The following is a 17851-nucleotide window of genomic DNA, read 5'->3' on the forward strand; positions in this document are numbered from 1 at the left end:
TCCCTGCCTCTGTTTGCGGTATGACTTTGATGATGAAGTTAACGGCTGTTCTTCCCTGCGATCAATCCGCGTGTCGGTCAGTGACGCTCTGCTGAGCGGCCGATAATTTTGCTGAACAAATGTAAACATCTTTTCCAGGATATAACAGCGTAAATCAAAGGCGAGGGGGGAACTCTGCGCAATCTGCCGCATTCTTATGATCAAATAGTGTCGCGGCCGTATTTGGGCTGCGTGAACATGACATCCGCCCCCGACGAACGCGATCCCCGCAGGCAGGCTTTACTGCTGTACTCTCAGGGGTACCGCATCACCCGCGTTGCTGAAAGGTAAGAAGCGTAAAGATTATCGGGTGACCGAGCAGGGGACGCTTACGGTTGATGATAAGCTGATTGCCACGACTATTGGCCAGAAGCCGCTAAAGAAACCGCAGTCGGACAGCAAATTGTGGATTGTTAGCTGCCTTAACCGCTGAAATAAACGCTTTCCTGAACCAAGGTTTCACTCCTTTATTGCAGGTGATGATGAGACACGGCGAAATACTTTTACCCTGGCCCGTCGCGCATTGATTCAAAGGGGTGAGTTCCTGAGTGGAAAAGCGCATACGCTACCGGACGCCGCGCCGCATTGGGCGCGCGTGCAGAAAATCGCCCATTCGCTGAATCGGATTGCGGGCAGTTGCTATTCTGGCAGAGGTCCGAAGGCGCGGTATGAATCCACCAGTAAATCAAAAAGCGAGATATCTGAGCGACTTCTGGCGATAAGCTGGGCACCGGCAATGGCCGTGAAAATTGCACGTGCTCTGGATTCACTCTCACCTGAATCGCACACCTTCGCAGCCACCAGCAGTTTGTTCAGCCATGCAATGTTCACATCAGCAAACTTCTGTATTTCTGCATTCATTTCAGGAGGTAAGGTATCTTTTTCAGCGCCCATGAAACTGCCCAGGCAGAGACGATTTTCGGCCTCAAGTGATCTTCGGAAGATTTCAGGAAAGCGACGCAGCGCGTCAATGGGTGATGGGCTTTCTGATTCGATCATCTCGAGTGCGAGCGCACCGTCCTCCCAGTATCGTCTGGCAACGGCAATACCCAACTCGGCTTTGCCTGGAAAATAGTAGTAAATACTCGCCGCTTTGATACCCACATCCTGCGCGAGGTCGCGGAAATTCAAACCGTTATAGCCCTGAGATTGGGCAATTTTCCTGGCCGCCTGCAAAATGGCTTCCCTGGTGTTGACGCTCATCTTGATGCCTTTGGTATTGGGATGATCTCTTAAATAGAGAACGCTAATTTACAGCAAACGCTTATCGGGTGACAGGGTGATTGCCATGGAAAACAGTAAGTTCAATGCATCCAGGGTGCTCAGGCAGACGTCATTGCATCATGGTTTAGCAAGTAACATCGACAGCCGACGCCATCATAAGCACTCTGGTCACCGGGAAAGTCAGTAGATAACGAACCCGGCGTACCGGAGTTTACATCGAGTGGTGCTATTACCGGGCTGGCGAATCCAGCTCAGGAATGCCGCTGTTGCGATCGGCGTAGGCCGCCTGGAAGGCAGAACGTTTTGTCCAGCGCTGCCAGTACGCATCTAAGAACTCAAAACGCTCGTCCAGTGGAGTGGCATTGACCGGGAATTTCGAGAAGGCGATCGCGGTTGCCAGAGTAATATCCGAGAAGGTCGGGGCATCGCCGCCGAGCAGCCATTCGCGGCCGTCTGACAGATGGCGATTAACCAGCGCGGCGTGAGCCAAAGCTTCTTTACGGCAGTGTTCTCCCCAGGCCTCATTTTTGGTCAATTCCAGCCTGAAGCCGAGGCCGGTGTGCAACACGTGGAACGCTGTAACGATGCGGTACAGGATATGCACCCACACCCGGTTATCCCACATATTATCCAGCCCCTGTTCCAGTGCTGTTTCTCCCATAATCTTGCGGCCCGGATACTCCTGATCAAGATAGCGAACGATGGCAGCCGTTTCAGAAATATAACTCCCGTCAGCCAGTTCAAGGGTAGGCGTTTCGCCCCACGGATTCATATTCAAATGTCGCCAGCCACGCTGCTCTCCTCCAGGGGACATGTCATAGATGGTCTCGGCAAACTGGTCAGCGATGCCCTTTTCGTGCATGAAAAGCCGCAGGCGCTGTGGATTAGGAAAGGCCGAAGGTGATGTAAAAAGCTGAAGTTTAGCAGTCATGGTCGATCCTACAGGTTGATGGTTAAGTATCTAACTAACGTTAGGTAGGCAAACATTAGCGGGCAAATCAACACACGTCAACACCGGTCTAACGCTTGTTAGGTTAATTTTTTGGTGACCTTCATGCTTGATACGATCTTTCAGCGGAGGCATAGCTGAAGGAGGGGGAGAATGACGCCGGAGGGTTGAAAAATGCAAATGAGTGGAGAGGCTCGATTCAAACGGGTTTTCAGGTGAGTTACATATTGGCAATTGCTGCCGACTGGTTGCTGGCCAACAGGAAGAGCCGGCTGATAGTCCGGAAGCGCAAGGGCCACGGGGTGAGGTAGTAGCAGTTAGATCAGCCCATGAAGCCGACTGGTGTCGGCATCATCACTGGTCACAAAAATGAGCGGCCGCTGTGAGCCAGGAGCGGACGTGGGGATTTCAAATACCTTAAAACTGCATGTAAAAAGTAACAGGATCGGAAAAAGACTGTTTCATACAGCAAGCATTCTGTATTGACTCATTTAACTCTGATTTCTTTCATGTTTGTCGGGTATGACTATTTTCACCTGTGACAATCCTGGCGTTAAGTTAACGCTGGATATCGTGAAATTCCGTCTCTGACATTCGGTGATCGGTAAACTCCAGCAGGCACACTCTCTCCTGCTCTTTGGCACAGACAAACATAGGCCCAGTGTAGTGGTAAACCAGTGAATGACTATAATCTGAGAGGGAGCTGCGCCAGTGAGCCGCTTGTAGATGTAACCAAACCCACTCAGGGATTCGTAGCCATTGTCCAGTGCTACGTCAGTCGCCGCACGTCCGCTTTTCAGCTCCTGCAGGGCAATATTTACCCGCTGCATTCGCTGGAAGGCCTGAAAAGTGATGCCGTGCTGTTGCAGGAACCAGCGCCGCATCCGCTCCGGGCTGATTCCATGCTGACGAAGATCCGCATCAGATATACGGGATTTGATATCGCGCCTGACAAGCGCAAGCGCCTGTTCGACAAACAATGGCGCGCTGTGCCGTGGTTTTTCACATTATTGATTGTCAAACCCCTTACGATATCAGAACTCTTCGACTGCCCCGCGTAATGTCTCATCTTCTTTAGATGAAATTAAGCATTGCTTTCTTATAAATCTACTAATGATAATTTGCTATAAGCCAGATTGTTTCGTTGTTAGACAGGGGGCGGTGCGGCTTTTATCTTTCGTCATGATTTGTAAATTCCATACAAACATTTGATGAGGGAGCCATTTTGTCCATCCTACTGAAAAGCATAAAAACAAAACCCACGCGTTTTACTCTGGCGCTTAAAATCGCGTTACTCAGCAGTATGGTGGCTTTCTCTTCAGCCTCTTTCGCCGATGTATCCTTAAAAGAGGGCATTACACCAGCCACCGATGCCAGCCAGATTCCGGCAGTGGCTAAGCTGCGTAAAGACACTGTGGTGGCTGGTATCTCTGAACCGCAGGGTATTTTTAACCCTTATTTCTTTGTTAACGGCTGGGACGAAAACGTCACCAACGTGATTTTCTCACGTCTGATTGACTGGGATAGCCACGGTAAGCTGGTGCCAGGCCTGGCCGAAAGCTGGAGCGTTAGTCAGGATAACAATGTCTATACCATTAAGCTGCGCCCACACCTGACTTTCAGCGACGGCTCGCCCCTCACCGCCGAAGATGTGGCGTTTACCCTGACCGTGCTGCATGACCCGAAATATGATGGCGATACTGACATCACCCTCGCCAACATTGTGGGCGGCGCGGAGTATAAAGCCGGAAAAGCTGATAGCGTCAGTGGCCTGAAAGTGATCGACCCGCTGACATTACAGGTCACCACCGGGCAGCCTGGCGCGACAACGCTGGCGAAAATTGGCGGCCCGGTGTTGTCGAAAGCGTATTATGGGAAAGGGTATCAGCGCGGCAATCTCGACTATCTGCGCATGTTGCACGGTAAACCGCTGGGCAACGGACCGTATGTCTATGACAAATATATTCCGGGCCAGGAGATTCGTTTCCACGCCAATACCCATTTTTACCGTGGCACACCACCGACGCCGCGCTTTATCTACCGCGTAACCAACCCGTCCACTAACTTCCAGTTGTTCCAGACCGGCGAAACCGATTACGACTCGTTTACTTCTCGCCCTGATGATATCGAACAACTGAAAATGCTGGGCTTCGCCAATATCAACCTGTTTGGCTCCAGTGACTACAGCAAAGTGGAATTCAACGTACGTCGCCCGGCGTTGCAGGACGTGAAAGTGCGACAGGCGCTGATTTATGGTCTCGACCGCCAGAAGTTGATTGATGTGGTTTATCAGGGCTATGGAAAAGTGGCAATTGAACCTATTGCCCCGATTTCATGGGCGTATAACACAGATGGCGTGAATCCATACAAATTTGACCCGGCACAGGCGAAGAAACTTCTTGATGAAGCGGGCTGGAAACCGGGGCCTGATGGAATCCGCGTGAAGGACGGTAAACGTCTGGAGTTGACGCTGCTGGTGAGCAAGAAAGTGCTGAATGATGCGCTGATCCCCATCGCCAAAGAGAACTGGCAGCAGATTGGCGTGCTGTTGAAGCCGCAGGTGGTGGATTTCAACGCCCTCATGGCACAGCGTAAAGCCGGTAACTATGACCTGGCCTCTTTCAGCACCAGCACACTCAACGATCCACATGATGGCGTGTGGGATTACTACAGCACGGAAGCGAAAGAGTCCGGCTATAACAATCCGCAGGTTGATAAGCTGATCAACGAAGGTAATGCTGTGCTGGATGTGGAAAAACGCAAACCAATTTATCACCAGCTGTATAAAGTGCTGGCGGACGATCCGCCGGTGATTCTGCTGGGTAACCGCGAGATTTTGTCGGCCAGTAGTGCCCGCGTCACCGGCTTTAAACCGGATATCTACAACGGGCTGACCGGTAGCCTGCCGGATGTGAAAATCATTAAATAACAGTAACAACTGCCGGGTCTCCCGGCAGTTGTCATGAGAAAGCTATGCGAAATTTTATCCTCAGGCGACTGCTGCAAACCCTGCCAATGCTGCTGCTCGCATCACTGATTATTTTTATGCTTTTCGCGAAAACGCCAGGCGACTTTATCGACGGTAACATTACCCTCACCGCTGCCCGCGCCGCCGAACTGAAAGCTATTTATGGACTCGATCAACCGATCCTTACCCGCTATCTGCATTGGCTCGGCCAGTTGCTGCGCGGCGATTTGGGGTTCTCGCTGCAATACCAAATTCCGGTGAGTCAGCTACTTAACCAGTACATCTGGAACTCGTTCCTGCTGGCAAGCGTTGCGCTGGTGTTTTACTGGAGCATCGGGCTTGCGGTGGGCATTGCCTCGGCGCTGAAACCCAATTCGCTGTTCGATCATCTGGTGAGCGTGTCGGTGTTTGCTGCCATGTCTTTCCCGACCTTCTTTCTCTGCCTGTTGCTTATTAAGTGGTTCGCAGTCGATCTGCACTGGTTGCCAGTGGGCGGCATGACCAACACCGGCAGCGACGATAACGGCTGGGTGTGGGTGATGCAGGTTGCGGCGCATCTGGTGTTACCGGTCATGGCGCTGGTGATGTTGCAGGCGGGCAGCCTGACGCGCTATTTCCGTGCCAGCATGCTTGACGTAGTCAAGATGGATTTTATCCGCACCGCGCGTGCTAAAGGGTTGCGCGAACGTACAGTGATCCTTAAACACGCGCTGCGCAATGCGTTGCTGCCAATCATCACCCTGTTAGGTTTTGAGCTGCCGGGGTTGTTTTCCGGCGCGATCATCACCGAAAAGGTGTTTAACTGGCCGGGCGCAGGGCATATTCATATTGATTCTCTGGCCGCCCGCGATTATCCGGTGCTGATGGGGTTCACCCTGTTTCTTGCGGTATTAACCATTGTGGGCAACCTGATTGCCGATATATTGTACGCGTGGGCCGACCCGCGCATTCGCGTGAGGTCGTGATGTTCGGTTCCCTTTTCTCTACGAATCGCCGCTTACGCAAGGCGGTAATTCCGGCGATGGCGCAGGCCACACCTTCTCCGTGGCACCAGGCGTGGAAAGCGCTGCGCCACAATCATCTGTCGATGCTGTGCCTGGTTCTGCTGGTAATCATGACCATCTGGTGCGTGCTGGGCCCGGTGTGGTCGCCGTGGAAAGATGACGCCACCGATGCGCTGATGATCAACAAACCGCCTGGCGCAGAACACTGGCTGGGCACCGATTTTCTTGGCCGCGATATTTATACCCGCCTGCTGCTTGCCGGTCGTATCTCGCTGATTATTGGCCTGATGACCATGCTACTTTCGGTGGCTCTGGGCTACCTGCTGGGTGCGGTATCCGGCTATGCCGGCGGCTGGACGGACAAACTGATTATGCGCATGGCGGATCTGGTGATGACGATCCCCAGCCTGCCGCTGCTGATTGTTGCCGGAGCGATGTTGTCTGAGCTGGATTTTTCGTCTGATTCGCGCATCTACATGGTAGTAGTGATGCTTAGCTTGCTGGAGTGGCCGAAGCTGGCGCGGCTGGTGCGCGGGCAAATCCTGTCACTGCGCGAACGTGATTTTATGCTGGCGACGCAGGTCCTGGGCCTCTCTTCGCGCCGCCGCCTGTTCGGTCATCTGTTGCCGAACACCATACCCATTCTGGTGGTGATGGCGACCATGGCGGTGGCCAACGCCATCCTGATGGAATCCGCGCTTAGCTACCTCGGCCTTGGCGTCGTACCGCCAACGCCCTCATGGGGCAATATGATGGACGCGGCCAACAGCCTGATCGACTTTCAGCGTCGCCCATGGCTGTGGATGCCGCCGGGCATTGCCATTTTTCTGACCGTCATCGCCATTAATGTGCTGGGCGATGGCCTGCGCGATGCGCTGGATCCGAAGATGAAACGGAGCCTGAAATGAGCGAGCCGCTAATTACCTTTAATAACTTATCCATCTCCTTCGCCAGCGAGCAGGGGCGTGTGCGCGCTGTACAGGATGTCTCCTTTACCATTCAGGCAGGGCAAACCATTGGCGTTGTTGGTGAATCTGGCTGCGGCAAAAGCGTTACCGCCATGTCGCTGATGGGACTGTTACCGCCGCAGGTTGCGCGTATCGACGGCGGAGAAATCCGCTTTGAGGGCACCGATCTGCTTGCCCTGAAGCCGTCGAAAATGGCCGATCTGCGTGGTAATCAATTAGCGATGATCTTTCAGGAGCCGATGACAGCGCTCAATCCGGTGCTGACCATTGGCGAGCAGCTTTGTGAACCGCTGATACGCCATCGCGGCGAAACACCAAAAGCGGCCTGGACGCACGCCACGCAACTGATCACCGATGTCGGACTCGGGCGTGCGGAGAGTCTGATGGGTTGCTATCCGCATCAGCTTTCCGGCGGCATGTTGCAGCGCATCATGATTGCCATGGCGTTAAGCTGCCAGCCGAAGCTGCTGATTGCCGACGAGCCAACCACGGCGCTGGATGTCACCGTGCAGGCGCAAATCCTACGCTTACTGCGCGACCAGGCGCGGGCGCAGCAGATGGCGCTGATGCTGATCACTCACGATTTGGGGGTTATCGCGCAGATGGCGGAACATGTCGTGGTGATGTACGCCGGGCGCATCGTTGAGCAAGGCCCGACTGCCGATGTGCTACACAACCCACTGCACCCTTATACCAAAGGGCTTATCGCATCGCGCCCTGTTCCGGGCGAGCGCCGACGCCGCCTCTACTCCATTCCCGGACAGGTGCCTGACCTGGCCGAACTGCCGCCGTACTGCGCGTTCTATGATCGCTGCGAACGTAGAACCGCGCAGTGCCACGCGGTCATTCCGCCGCTGATCGGGCATACGCGGCAAGCCGCATGTATTCACAGTGAGTTAGCGGAGCCTATCGCATGAGCCAGCAATATGTTATTGAAGTGGACGAGTTGAAAAAGCATTTCTCGCTACGCGACGGGATTTTTGGTCAGAAAACCGGACAGCTACGCGCTGTGGACGGCGTCAGTTTTAACATTCGACCTGGCACTATTTTTGGCCTGGTGGGCGAATCCGGTAGCGGTAAAACCACCGTAGGACGCACGCTGCTGGGGCTTTATGACAAAACGGCAGGTAGCGTGAAGTATCGTGGTCAGGAGTTGCAGGATCTGACGCCGAAACAGATGCGCGCGCTGCGCCCGAAAATCCAGTTGGTATTTCAGGATCCTTACAGCTCGCTGAATCCACGCATTCGAATAGGTGATGCAATTGGGGAAGCAATGCTGGAACACACGCTGTGCAGCAAAGAAGAACTGCGCGACAAAGTGCTGGAGGTAATGAAAATCTGTGGACTGGCGCCGCAGCATTACAATCGCTTTCCCCATGAGTTTTCCGGCGGCCAGCGCCAGCGTATCGGCATCGCCAGAGCGCTGATTCTCAACCCGGATTTTATTATTGCCGACGAACCCATCTCGGCGCTGGATGTCTCTATTCAGGCGCAAATCATTAACCTGTTTTCCGATTTGCGTGATGACCATGGCGTCACCTTCCTGTTCATCTCTCACGATCTCGGTGTCGTGGAGCATTTGTGTGATGACGTGGCAGTTATGTATCTGGGGAAACTGGTGGAAACTGCCAGCCGCGATGCGCTGTTCAGCCAGCCGCTTCACCCCTACACCCAGGCGCTGCTGGCGGCGGTGCCGACGCTTGCCCCTGGAAGCTTATCCGTGCCGGTGGTGCAGGGGGAAATTCCGGATCCTTCGCGCCCGCCCTCTGGCTGTCGCTTCTCTTCTCGCTGCCCGCAGGCAACAGTACGCTGCCGCACAGAAATTCCGGAACTTCGCGAAATGCGCCCCGGCCATCAGGTGGCGTGCCACTGGGTGCAGCTGACGTAATAAAAAAGAGAGGATTCATCCTCCCTGGTTGATGGAGTCTGACGTTCAATGATGTAAAAAACCACGCCTGTCAGTATCAGAAATTAATCCTGATACGACCCTGTCTGAAAAGGTCATAAAAACCTATCTGACCTGCTCCCAGCAAACTGACATAGCAATGTAAGCAAGTTCCGCTTCTGGTAAAAAACTGCCTGCTGAAAAAGGCGGATGTCCGCTATTAGCGAGAAACGGACGTAGTAATCGCATTGATTGTAATTGGGTCAGATACCGTTAGTTATGCTACTGAGCATGTCCAAAATGAGCTTTGCTGCTGTCCCTTCATGATCTAAATCAGGATCATAAATGGTCACTGTGATGCCACAGCAGCGCATATTTCTGAAAAGTTCGCGACAGAGATTTACAAGTGTTTCAGAAGACAAACCGGGATTGCCGGGACAATCAACTGCAGACATTTCAGAACTGTCCAGGACATCCATATCAAGATGAATCCAGTAGGGCATTTCAGGAAAAAGGTTGAGCCGCTCGAATATCACATTGATGAGATCATGATCAGGCAACTTAAGCGCGTCAAAAATAGTTATACGCCGGATATCAGTGCCAACAATGTCAGGCCATTCATAATCTTCAAGGAGCGACTCACGCTCTCCCAGCTGAATCACTGCGTCATCCTGAACCAGGGATCCTTCGATACCGGGCCATGCAGTCAGTAATGGCTCTCCCCGACCGGTAACGAGTGCCAAATCCATTCCGGCCGCAGCGCCTGGTCGTGCTCCTGGTTCTCGCTTCCAGTTGCCGGGATGACGGAAATCGCTGTGGCCGTCAATATGCACAAGTGCAAGTTGCCCTAACTGACGCCTGCTGCCCAGCAAGGCTCCGGGCAGGATGGCGCAGTCGCCTCCGATAACAACGGGCTTTAAGTTGCGATGATGCGCCGCCTCTACTTCATCAGCCAATCGTAGATTAAGTTGTCTGAGCTTGTGACCGTTCAGGATATCAGTACCTGGCTCACATTCAGGACTGTATTCAGGGCAGGGAACAGTAACAAAGTTACAAGAGGGAAACATTTTATCGAGTCCGTGGTGCATGAGAACTGCTGGCGCACGGAATGTGCCCGGTATGTGCCCTTCATAAAGAGGGTTGAGACCAAGACCAGACGGGACAAGAATTATTTTTTCCATAAAAAACCTGATTTTAACTGGGTTGAGTACCACATAAACTAAGCTTTCTTACGAAACAGTTTTGTCGCCGAGATAAAATTCGAGGTGTTAACCTGTGCCAGAACGCACAAGGTTCGCTATAAGTGAGAGGCTGACATCCATATTTTAACGTTTATATCGCCGTTTCCACTCATCCACGACATTACCCAAATTCTTAGGGGTAGCATTACTTATCCAGATCATAAATTCACGATTGAATCGGAAATTCTCTCCACACTCTTTGATCATAAAACGGCGAACGTTTTGTGTGTTTTTGTAATTTTTATCAATGATGGTCGAACGTGTTAGTGAGGAGCTATGCCAATTGGTTTCCATCTTTCCAGCTCCCGTAATGAGTGGTTTTAAATAAAAATTAGTACTCCACTTTAGTCAGAGAAGCTGAAATTTCTCAAGGTCCGCTTCTGGCACAAACCGGACATCGGCATCACGTAGTGTCCGCTAAGAGCGAAGAGCGGACCTTGTTTATGCTTATACTTTTTGAATTAGAACCCCTGCTACATGACCTACATAATTGATATGCTATTGAAACTGGCAAATCAGGAAGAAATTCATGGACAAGGACACACTGGTTACACTCTTGAAATTCAAGCGCTGGATTGATGCTGAAGCGCTAAAAGCAGTTAAAGCTATCAGCGAATCTGCTTATGCAGAAAAGCGTCATCTGATGCTAAGATTGATGAACCATATTCATGTGGTAGACATGATTTTCAGAGCAAATATTTCGGGACGGCAGCATGGTTACACTGCCCTGAATACCCCTGAAACACCCTCTGTAGATGAGCTTGAGGTCAAAATGGAAGACTGTACAAACTGGTATATTCAGCACGTCAGCTCAATGGCTCCGGCCGATTTAGGAGAAACAATTAAGTTCAGTTTTGTCGATGGTGGAGAGGGAGAAATGACAGCCATAGACATGCTAAATCATATTCTTTTTCATGGAACCTACCACCGTGGGGCAATAGGCTGGTTAATTTCAGAGTGCGGAGGTGTTCCTCCGAAAGATGTGCTGACGGTTTTTCTAAGGGATCATAATCACTGACAGGTAAGTTCTTCAGCCCATCACCTATCCAGCGGCTTTGAGGGCCGCTTTGGCGAGAAGCCTACCTTAACGACCTGCGATGGCGATAAGTTTGGGCTAAAAATTTTCAGAGATAATGCTTAGAGCTCTCTCAAAAGTCTGGCTGGATTGCCAGCATACACCCCTTTAATTAACACAGGCTTTGTAACCACGCTACCTGCACCAATCACCGCACCACTGCAAATGTCCGTTGTTAAGATAGTTGCTCCGCTCCCCACGGTTACCGCGTTGCCTAATACGATATGTATCCAGCTTTCTGCAGAAGCATCAGGACCGCCATTCTTGAACAGGTCGTTAGCAAAGGTTACGCCATGGCCTATAAAACAGTCCTTACCCAAGGTAACGTTCTCACAGATAAAAGTGTGAGACTGTACTCGGGTTCTGTCGCCTATAACGCATCCCTTTTGTATCTCTACGAATGGTCCTACAAAAACATCATCGCCCAGTTCACACTCATAGATGTTTACCGGCGTGATTACTTTCACATTTTCACCTTGTTTTACGTCACGAATGCCACTTTCAATAACCTTCATATGAGCTGTGTCCTTCCTCAAGATGATTCGGCTAAAAGCTTGAGCAGGTTTTGAACTTCACCAAGTGCCCAAGTTAACCTGCTTTCACTCATTCGCGCACTATGATGATCGCAATGTCCGCTCCTGGCACAAAGCGGACTGACGGCAGGCCAGGGTCCGCTATGAGCGAATAGCGGAAGTTTGAAGTGGCTCTCACCTCTGATGAAGGTATTACTTAGAATTGCGGTGTTAATCAATGTGGCGCAAGTCATATAACTGGAATGCTTCGCGGTGTCGCGCTAGCACGTTTTATCGCCGTCAGCCCAGCGCTTGATATCAATTATCTTTGGTGACCGGATTCCCGTGCTCAAGACGTTCTTGGTTGTATAAAGGGAGACCTGTGCGTTGTCACCATGCCGACTTTCGATCTCAATTAGCGTGTTATTTATCAACAATCCCTGTGAAAGGAACTTTTGATTAATCTCCCCTGCTTTGCGTTCACCATCAAATTCGCTCAGTACGATGACCGGATTTCCTGAATATGCCTCATATTCGAGGCACTGTCTTGCCATGTACCTTAGGGTTCGATAAGTATCAGATGAGCCTGCCTTGCTCACGAAACTGCCGTCAAAAGAGGATTGGCTGCTTTTTAGTTCACTGACCGTAATAGCGCACCCGCTTAGTGAGAGCGAAATTAACAGGCTTGCAAGAACAACGTATTTCACGTTTAACTCCATCATTCAGGTAACGGCCATTCGCCGGGGCGGATCAACGTTGTCCTTGCTTTCAGGCGGACTTGTGATTTGGGAAATCAACCGAAACCATCAGCCCACCTTCTGCCGACGTACTGAGGCTTACGCTGCTGTTGTGTTGCTGCGCAACGGCTTTAACGATGGCAAGCCCCAGCCCACTCCCGCTTTGCAGCTGGTTAGGATCACGAAAAAATCTGTCAAACACGCGCTCCCTCAATTCAACGGGAATGCCAGGCCCTGCATCTGAAACACGTAACTGCGTGGATTGATTTAAGGATCGTAATTCCACCTCAATCCTCCCGCCCCAGGGGCTATACTTCACGGCATTTTCGACTACGTTATCGATAAGCGACATTAACCGTTCCCTGACGCCAGTCACCCAGATTTCCTCTTCGGCGTAAAATTCAAGTTCAATCCTGCGTTCCGCCGCGAGCGGTGCCAGCCCGGCCATACGTTCTTGTATGAGCGTTGTCAGCGGCAAAGGCTCCATAACCATGTCAATGCGCGCTTCGCTGTGCATCAGCAGCAGCAACTGATTGACCAGACGAGCCGCACGGCTGTTGCTGCGAACAATGCCCGCAAGCAACTCTTTTTGGCTGTCACTGCTCACATAAGATTCCAGCGCCTCAACATTGATTCGCATCGCCGCCAGGGGGGTACGCAACTCGTGAGCGGCATCGGCAATGAAAACGCGTTCCCGTTCAGTGCTTTCCCGCACCCTGGCAAGAAATCCATTAACCGCGTCAACCATCTGGCGAAGCTCCCTGTGCTTTGGCACTGCTTTTAAGGGCGAGAGATCGTCCGGCGTGCGTAAGGACACTTCATTTACCACTTTATTCCATGGGCGCATTGCTATGCGGATCGACAGCCAGGCAGGGAACAAAAGAAAAGGAATGCATACCAGCAGCGGCATCACGTAGTAGCCACGCGAGTTCAGATAGATAAAGAAATTCCAGCCTCCAGCAGGGGTGATAAGCGTGACCTCTGTGTCGGCGTTCCCGGACTTTAAGGTACGGCTGTTCCAGGCGCGACCATCACTATCCACGCGCTCAATTTTTCCATAACGGCTGTTTATCACTCCGACTGGCGCACCATCAGAGGCATAAATTATCTCTTTATTCTCGCGTACGATAAGGCTGATTGAGAGTGCTGGATCTTCACCGCCGCCATAATTTTCCCGTACTGCCTTACTTAATGCAGCCAGCACATGCGTTCGCTCCTGCGGGCGATCGTCCATACTCTTAACCACAGTAAAAATGGTTTCGTACGTCTTGCTGCCCGTTAATATCGCCGGACTACGTAAGTCCTCCCACAAAACGTAAGTCAGAAAAAGACACCAGAGCAGAGTGAGCAATAGCATCTGCGCTACCATAATTCGCCGCACGAACGTTGGGGTTCTCAGATGGCGCCAGACATTTCGCATCAACCTGCTCCCTTCTGAATGGGTACGGTATCAATGACATACCCAACGCCCCTCACCGTTCGTACATAGCCTTCGCCGATTTTGCGACGCAAATTCCCCATATGCACATCAAGCGCATTACTCATATTTTCTTTTGCGCCGAAGATCCTTTCTTCCAGAAAACTGCGAGTAAGCACGCGGTCAGTGCGTAACATCAACGTTTCAAGCAGCGCGTATTCACTTGCCGTCAACTCAATATGCCGTGCATTCACGGTCACGCGTCGTGTGGGCACAAAAAGTGATAATCCCCGAAGTTCTATCGCCTCGTTCTGAAAACCATAACTGCGGCGCGCAAGCGCTCTCACCCTCGCCAGCAACTCGGCGAGAACAAACGGTTTGACGAGATAGTCGTCTGCACCCGCGTCCAGCCCGGAAAGGCGATCGTGCAGTGTGCCTCGCGCCGTCAGGATGATCACGGGAATGCCCTTGTGCTGCTGACGCAGGCCCACCATCAGACTCATGCCATCGCCGTCGGGTAATCCGAGGTCGAGCAACACAAGTTCAGGCACGCAGACATCAAGCTGATGCAGCGCATCCTCTTTGCGGCGAACCCATATAACATCAAACCCTTGATCTGCAAGGGCAATACGTATGCCGTTACCGAGATCCAGGTCGTCTTCAATCAGGAGTATTTTCACAATGGTTACGGTATCAGCAGTGAATGAAGAACGTCTGAAGAAAAAAACGGTATCAGGAAATCTATCAGCTTTGCAGCATCTGTGGTTGCTTCACCCTTTCTTCATTTTTGGCTCATGAGAACTTTAGCGGGCGCATTCAAAATGAACGTTCTGGCGTTTACAACCCGCTTGCATCGTAATCATTTGAATGCATAAGGACTTCTTTAATGAGAAATAACACACTGCGTCATAAGTTCCCCCTTTCACTCACGGGGTACAGCCTGAAAAAAATGTTGTCGGGCGCAGTCCTGGCGTTACTGACCACCCCGATACTGGCGGCAGCACAGAATCAGGGCAACGCGTTGACGGTGGGAGGCGGCGCGAACGTGACGCCACGTTATTCTGGTTCGGACAAAAGCCGCGTCACGACTTCCCTGGTGCTTGATTACACCATGGAAAATGGTTTCTTCGTCAGCTCCACGCGGGGCATCGGTTATGGCAATAACATCGGCAAATTCGATTACAACGCTGCGGTGAGCTATCGCGCAGGCCGTAAGGATCGTGACGTGGACAGTGACTCCCTAAGCGATGGCAGCGACTATTTGCGAGGTATGGGGGATGTCAAAGGCTCGGCTCTCGGTGTATTTGGCTTGGGATACGGGGTGACCGACTGGCTTAATTTGCAATTGCAGGCTGAAGTGCCATTTTCTGAGCAAAACAATGGCACGGCATTGCATTTTGGCATTAATAGCCCGCTCTATACCTCACCGAATAATACAGTAACGCTGGCGCTGACCGGCAGCTGGGGGACGGACAAATACATTCAGACTTACTACGGAGTCAGTGCATCTCAATCGGCTGCATCAAGGTTTATCCGATATGATGCCGGATCGGGAATTTATGCCTGGTCGATGAATCTTGACTGGACACACAAGTTCAATGAGGACTGGAGCGTGATTGCCGCAGCAGGCGTTACGCAGTTAACGGGAGATGCGCGCAATAGCCCGATTGTGCAACGAGAAATATCACCCACAGGAAGCCTGCTGGTGACATACCACTTCTGATCGTTATTCAATGTGTGTTTCCCGCCAGCTTATGGCTCTTCTCTGCCAATAAACACGCTTTCTAATCCACCCTCTTTTCAGCTAACGGGGCAGTACGCAACAGATTGCAAAACCTAAAGCTTCAGCCCCGAACATGTATAACATCTGTTCACCTCCGCTGGCGCAACAGCAAAAGCGCGCGCGCCGAAGAACATGCCTACCTTGCTGGTGTTGCGGAATTCGCCAGCAATGCATCGGCGATATCCAGTATGGACCGCAGCGATCGATATGCCGGAGATAATAGTGACATCCCTCGGCGGCATTTGAATACTCTGCAATCCGGCGATGGCGTCGCCATGAGTCCCTGGCAGCATGGCGGCAATCCCTATTCCCCGATGGCACATCTGCGCCTGAACGTCCCGACAGGTGCTGGTGAACATGCACCGCGATTGAGGGAATCTATCGGGCAACCAGGCGACGTAAAAAAAGCGGGATGTACCGTATTAATAAGAATAAGCCCAGTGTCGTACCTACAATGAAGCGAGCATGCGATAGAGCGAGTTGCCTGCCTCCGCCACGGTGATGGATTAAGACTCGGAGTAAAGACGGTCACAAGGATAATGCCGACTACTTACTTTTTGAGAACAGTCTCGGACATAAGCTTAACTATACCCACTCAGAAAATGATATGGCTGTAGATTGCTCCCTGCATATGAGTACATCTTGATGTCAGTAATGTCAGCTTATGGCACCAAGCGGCCAGTCTCATCAGGTGCTGGGTCCGCTAAGAGCGAGAAGCGGACTTTTAAAAAGTAATATTTGATAGATTGATTGCAGGGAACTAAATGATTAGCATCTGCTCTTTCGGACAAAGAAAATGACTGTTAACGATTCCCTCTTCGCATTCTCTCTCGCAGCACTGTTACTTACCCTGACTCCCGGCCTTGATACGGCACTTATTCTCCGCACCGCTTGTGCTGAGGGCGGCAAAAAGGCTTTTCACGCTGCGCTTGGCATTGATGCTGGCTGTTTTGTATGGGGCGTGCTGGTCGCGTTAGGTCTTGGTGCTCTTCTGGCGGTTTCAGAGATGGCTTACACTGTGCTCAAAGTTTGTGGCGCGGTCTACCTGAGCTGGCTGGGCTTACAACTGCTGATACGTCCTCGATCTTCTTTCAGTAATGGTGATGACAACAACGTTTCACAGGGGAGCTGGTTTATCAGAGGAATGCTGGGGAATGTGCTCAATCCCAAAATGGGCATTTTCTATGTCTCTTTTTTGCCGCAGTTCATACCAGCCGGTCACTCACCTTTAATATGGACTTTTATCCTGGTCAGCATCCACGTTGCTATCGGGACTATATGGTCAGTCACTCTCATTTTATCCACGCATTTTGCGTCAGCCGTATTGAAGAAAAGTCGCGTTGTCCGGGTGATGGACAGAGCAACAGGAGGCTTATTTTTATGCTTCGCGGCTAAACTTGCTATTAGCACGAGATAGCCCTGGACTGGCTGGCGTCGTACGCTTCTGGCACAAGCGGATTAGCGTCTGGCTAACGTACGATATGAGCGAAAAGCGTACGTCATCATATACCGGAGTTTGCATGTAACTCGCGTAAAACAATCCCCAGTGTTAATTTGTAAATGAACCTGTTAAGCAAAACCAATGTTTGAATGGTTAGTGGATAGATCATGGGCGTAGAGTTATATATAACACGGGCTGATTTTTGGGCTGAAAATGAAGAAGCAAAAATAACTCCTGAGGAGTGGCTTTCTCTCATTGATAGTGATAAGGAATTAACGATAGACCATTAAAAATGGCGATTATCATGCTTTGTGGTCGGGTGCTTCATCGCATGATGAGTCATGGCTTGACTGGAACGATGGCAATATTTACACCAAATGGCCAGACACGCATCTATATAGAAAAATGTTAGACATTGCCGGGTTCCTCGGCGCTCGGGTAATGGACGACGATGGTAATATTTACAGCGATCCATCTGCCTGGGAATATGACCCTCCTTCTACTCCTTAACGTCCGCTTCTGGCACAAAGCGGTTTGAAACGCGGCCCCATGCCTCCAGTGCGTTTTAACCTGCCACAACCCGTCAAAACAGAGGTGCGCTTGTTAGC

General features: G+C 51.3%; 18 protein-coding genes and 2 pseudogenes. 11 read left to right on the forward strand and 9 right to left on the reverse strand.

Annotation, left to right across the window (positions count from 1 at the left end; all coding sequences use genetic code 11):
* The first annotated feature begins 237 nt into the window (after positions 1-237).
* On the forward strand, positions 238-330 hold the full coding sequence (locus GVJ63_RS11525) for a hypothetical protein (protein WP_154210231.1): 93 nt from the start codon (positions 238-240) through the stop codon (positions 328-330).
* Positions 320-472 (forward strand): annotated as a pseudogene (locus GVJ63_RS22370) (esterase-like activity of phytase family protein); the annotation flags it as partial. The gene GVJ63_RS11525 and the pseudogene GVJ63_RS22370, both read left to right, overlap by 11 nt.
* Before the next feature lie 206 nt (positions 473-678).
* Here GVJ63_RS22370 and GVJ63_RS11530 read toward each other — a convergent pair.
* From GVJ63_RS11530 to GVJ63_RS11540, 3 genes and pseudogenes are all read right to left on the reverse strand, one after another.
* Positions 679-1242 carry a TetR/AcrR family transcriptional regulator gene (locus GVJ63_RS11530; protein WP_159226888.1) on the reverse strand — a complete coding sequence of 188 codons (564 nt, stop codon included), beginning with the start codon at positions 1240-1242 and terminating at the stop codon, positions 679-681.
* Positions 1243-1492: 250 nt separating this feature from the next.
* Positions 1493-2194 carry a glutathione S-transferase family protein gene (locus GVJ63_RS11535; RefSeq protein WP_159226889.1) on the reverse strand — a complete coding sequence of 234 codons (702 nt, stop codon included), beginning with the start codon at positions 2192-2194 and terminating at the stop codon, positions 1493-1495.
* A 579-nt stretch (positions 2195-2773) separates the two neighbouring features.
* A pseudogene (locus GVJ63_RS11540) lies at positions 2774-3204 on the reverse strand (helix-turn-helix domain-containing protein); the annotation flags it as partial.
* Between the two features lie 311 nt (positions 3205-3515).
* Here GVJ63_RS11540 and GVJ63_RS11545 point away from each other — a divergent pair.
* From GVJ63_RS11545 to GVJ63_RS11565, 5 genes are read left to right on the forward strand one after another with little or no spacing between them, the layout of a single operon-like run.
* Complete coding sequence (locus GVJ63_RS11545) at positions 3516-5141, forward strand: ABC transporter substrate-binding protein (protein WP_370516268.1); 1626 nt, start codon at positions 3516-3518, stop codon at positions 5139-5141.
* Positions 5142-5185: 44 nt separating this feature from the next.
* Positions 5186-6145, forward strand: a complete 960-nt coding sequence (locus GVJ63_RS11550; protein WP_033760938.1) for an ABC transporter permease — start codon at positions 5186-5188, stop codon at positions 6143-6145.
* Positions 6145-7092 carry an oligopeptide ABC transporter permease gene (opp4C, locus tag GVJ63_RS11555; protein WP_033780026.1) on the forward strand — a complete coding sequence of 316 codons (948 nt, stop codon included), beginning with the start codon at positions 6145-6147 and terminating at the stop codon, positions 7090-7092. Before GVJ63_RS11550 ends, opp4C begins: the two co-directional genes overlap by 1 nt.
* Positions 7089-8069, forward strand: a complete 981-nt coding sequence (locus GVJ63_RS11560) for an ABC transporter ATP-binding protein (RefSeq protein ID WP_122890147.1) — start codon at positions 7089-7091, stop codon at positions 8067-8069. Before opp4C ends, GVJ63_RS11560 begins: the two co-directional genes overlap by 4 nt.
* The gene (locus tag GVJ63_RS11565; RefSeq protein WP_122890148.1) at positions 8066-9040 is read left to right on the forward strand and encodes an ABC transporter ATP-binding protein; all 975 of its coding nucleotides are present in this window, start codon (positions 8066-8068) and stop codon (positions 9038-9040) included. Before GVJ63_RS11560 ends, GVJ63_RS11565 begins: the two co-directional genes overlap by 4 nt.
* A gap of 260 nt (positions 9041-9300) precedes the next feature.
* Here GVJ63_RS11565 and GVJ63_RS11570 read toward each other — a convergent pair whose 3' ends face one another.
* Entirely contained in the window at positions 9301-10218 is a 918-nt protein-coding gene (locus tag GVJ63_RS11570; protein ID WP_158132204.1) for an arginase family protein, read from the reverse strand.
* A gap of 144 nt (positions 10219-10362) precedes the next feature.
* Positions 10363-10572 carry a DUF6434 domain-containing protein gene (locus GVJ63_RS11575; protein WP_072171226.1) on the reverse strand — a complete coding sequence of 70 codons (210 nt, stop codon included), beginning with the start codon at positions 10570-10572 and terminating at the stop codon, positions 10363-10365.
* A gap of 235 nt (positions 10573-10807) precedes the next feature.
* On the opposite strand from GVJ63_RS11575, the gene GVJ63_RS11580 reads away from it, so the two are divergent.
* Positions 10808-11296, forward strand: coding sequence for a DinB family protein (locus GVJ63_RS11580; RefSeq protein WP_159226891.1), 489 nt, complete (start codon positions 10808-10810; stop codon positions 11294-11296).
* 119 nt (positions 11297-11415) lie between these two features.
* On the opposite strand, the gene GVJ63_RS11585 is transcribed toward GVJ63_RS11580, so the two are convergent.
* The 4 genes from GVJ63_RS11585 to GVJ63_RS11600 all read right to left on the reverse strand — a co-directional run bounded on the left by GVJ63_RS11585 (position 11416) and on the right by GVJ63_RS11600 (position 14699).
* Positions 11416-11868, reverse strand: a complete 453-nt coding sequence (locus GVJ63_RS11585) for an acyltransferase (RefSeq protein WP_033761045.1) — start codon at positions 11866-11868, stop codon at positions 11416-11418.
* 278 nt (positions 11869-12146) lie between these two features.
* A complete protein-coding gene (locus GVJ63_RS11590; protein WP_364109860.1) occupies positions 12147-12584 on the reverse strand; it encodes a hypothetical protein in 438 nt (145 codons plus the stop codon).
* Between the two features lie 49 nt (positions 12585-12633).
* Positions 12634-14022, reverse strand: coding sequence for a HAMP domain-containing sensor histidine kinase (locus GVJ63_RS11595; RefSeq protein ID WP_159226892.1), 1389 nt, complete (start codon positions 14020-14022; stop codon positions 12634-12636).
* Positions 14022-14699: a response regulator transcription factor gene (locus GVJ63_RS11600; protein WP_010259845.1), complete on the reverse strand. Its 678-nt coding sequence runs from the start codon at positions 14697-14699 to the stop codon at positions 14022-14024. The genes GVJ63_RS11595 and GVJ63_RS11600 overlap by 1 nt, the downstream gene beginning before the upstream one ends.
* Before the next feature lie 206 nt (positions 14700-14905).
* Between GVJ63_RS11600 and GVJ63_RS11605 the strand changes: the two genes are divergently transcribed.
* The 3 genes from GVJ63_RS11605 to GVJ63_RS22555 all read left to right on the forward strand — a co-directional run bounded on the left by GVJ63_RS11605 (position 14906) and on the right by GVJ63_RS22555 (position 17533).
* Positions 14906-15742, forward strand: a complete 837-nt coding sequence (locus GVJ63_RS11605) for a MipA/OmpV family protein (RefSeq protein ID WP_159226893.1) — start codon at positions 14906-14908, stop codon at positions 15740-15742.
* A gap of 856 nt (positions 15743-16598) precedes the next feature.
* Positions 16599-17219, forward strand: coding sequence for a LysE family translocator (locus tag GVJ63_RS11610; protein WP_159226894.1), 621 nt, complete (start codon positions 16599-16601; stop codon positions 17217-17219).
* Between the two features lie 191 nt (positions 17220-17410).
* A complete protein-coding gene (locus tag GVJ63_RS22555; RefSeq protein ID WP_341575714.1) occupies positions 17411-17533 on the forward strand; it encodes a hypothetical protein in 123 nt (40 codons plus the stop codon).
* Positions 17534-17851: the final 318 nt, after the last annotated feature.

It is taken from the genome of Pantoea sp. 18059, assembly GCF_902706165.1.
Classification (GTDB): Bacteria; Pseudomonadota; Gammaproteobacteria; order Enterobacterales; family Enterobacteriaceae; genus Pantoea; species Pantoea agglomerans.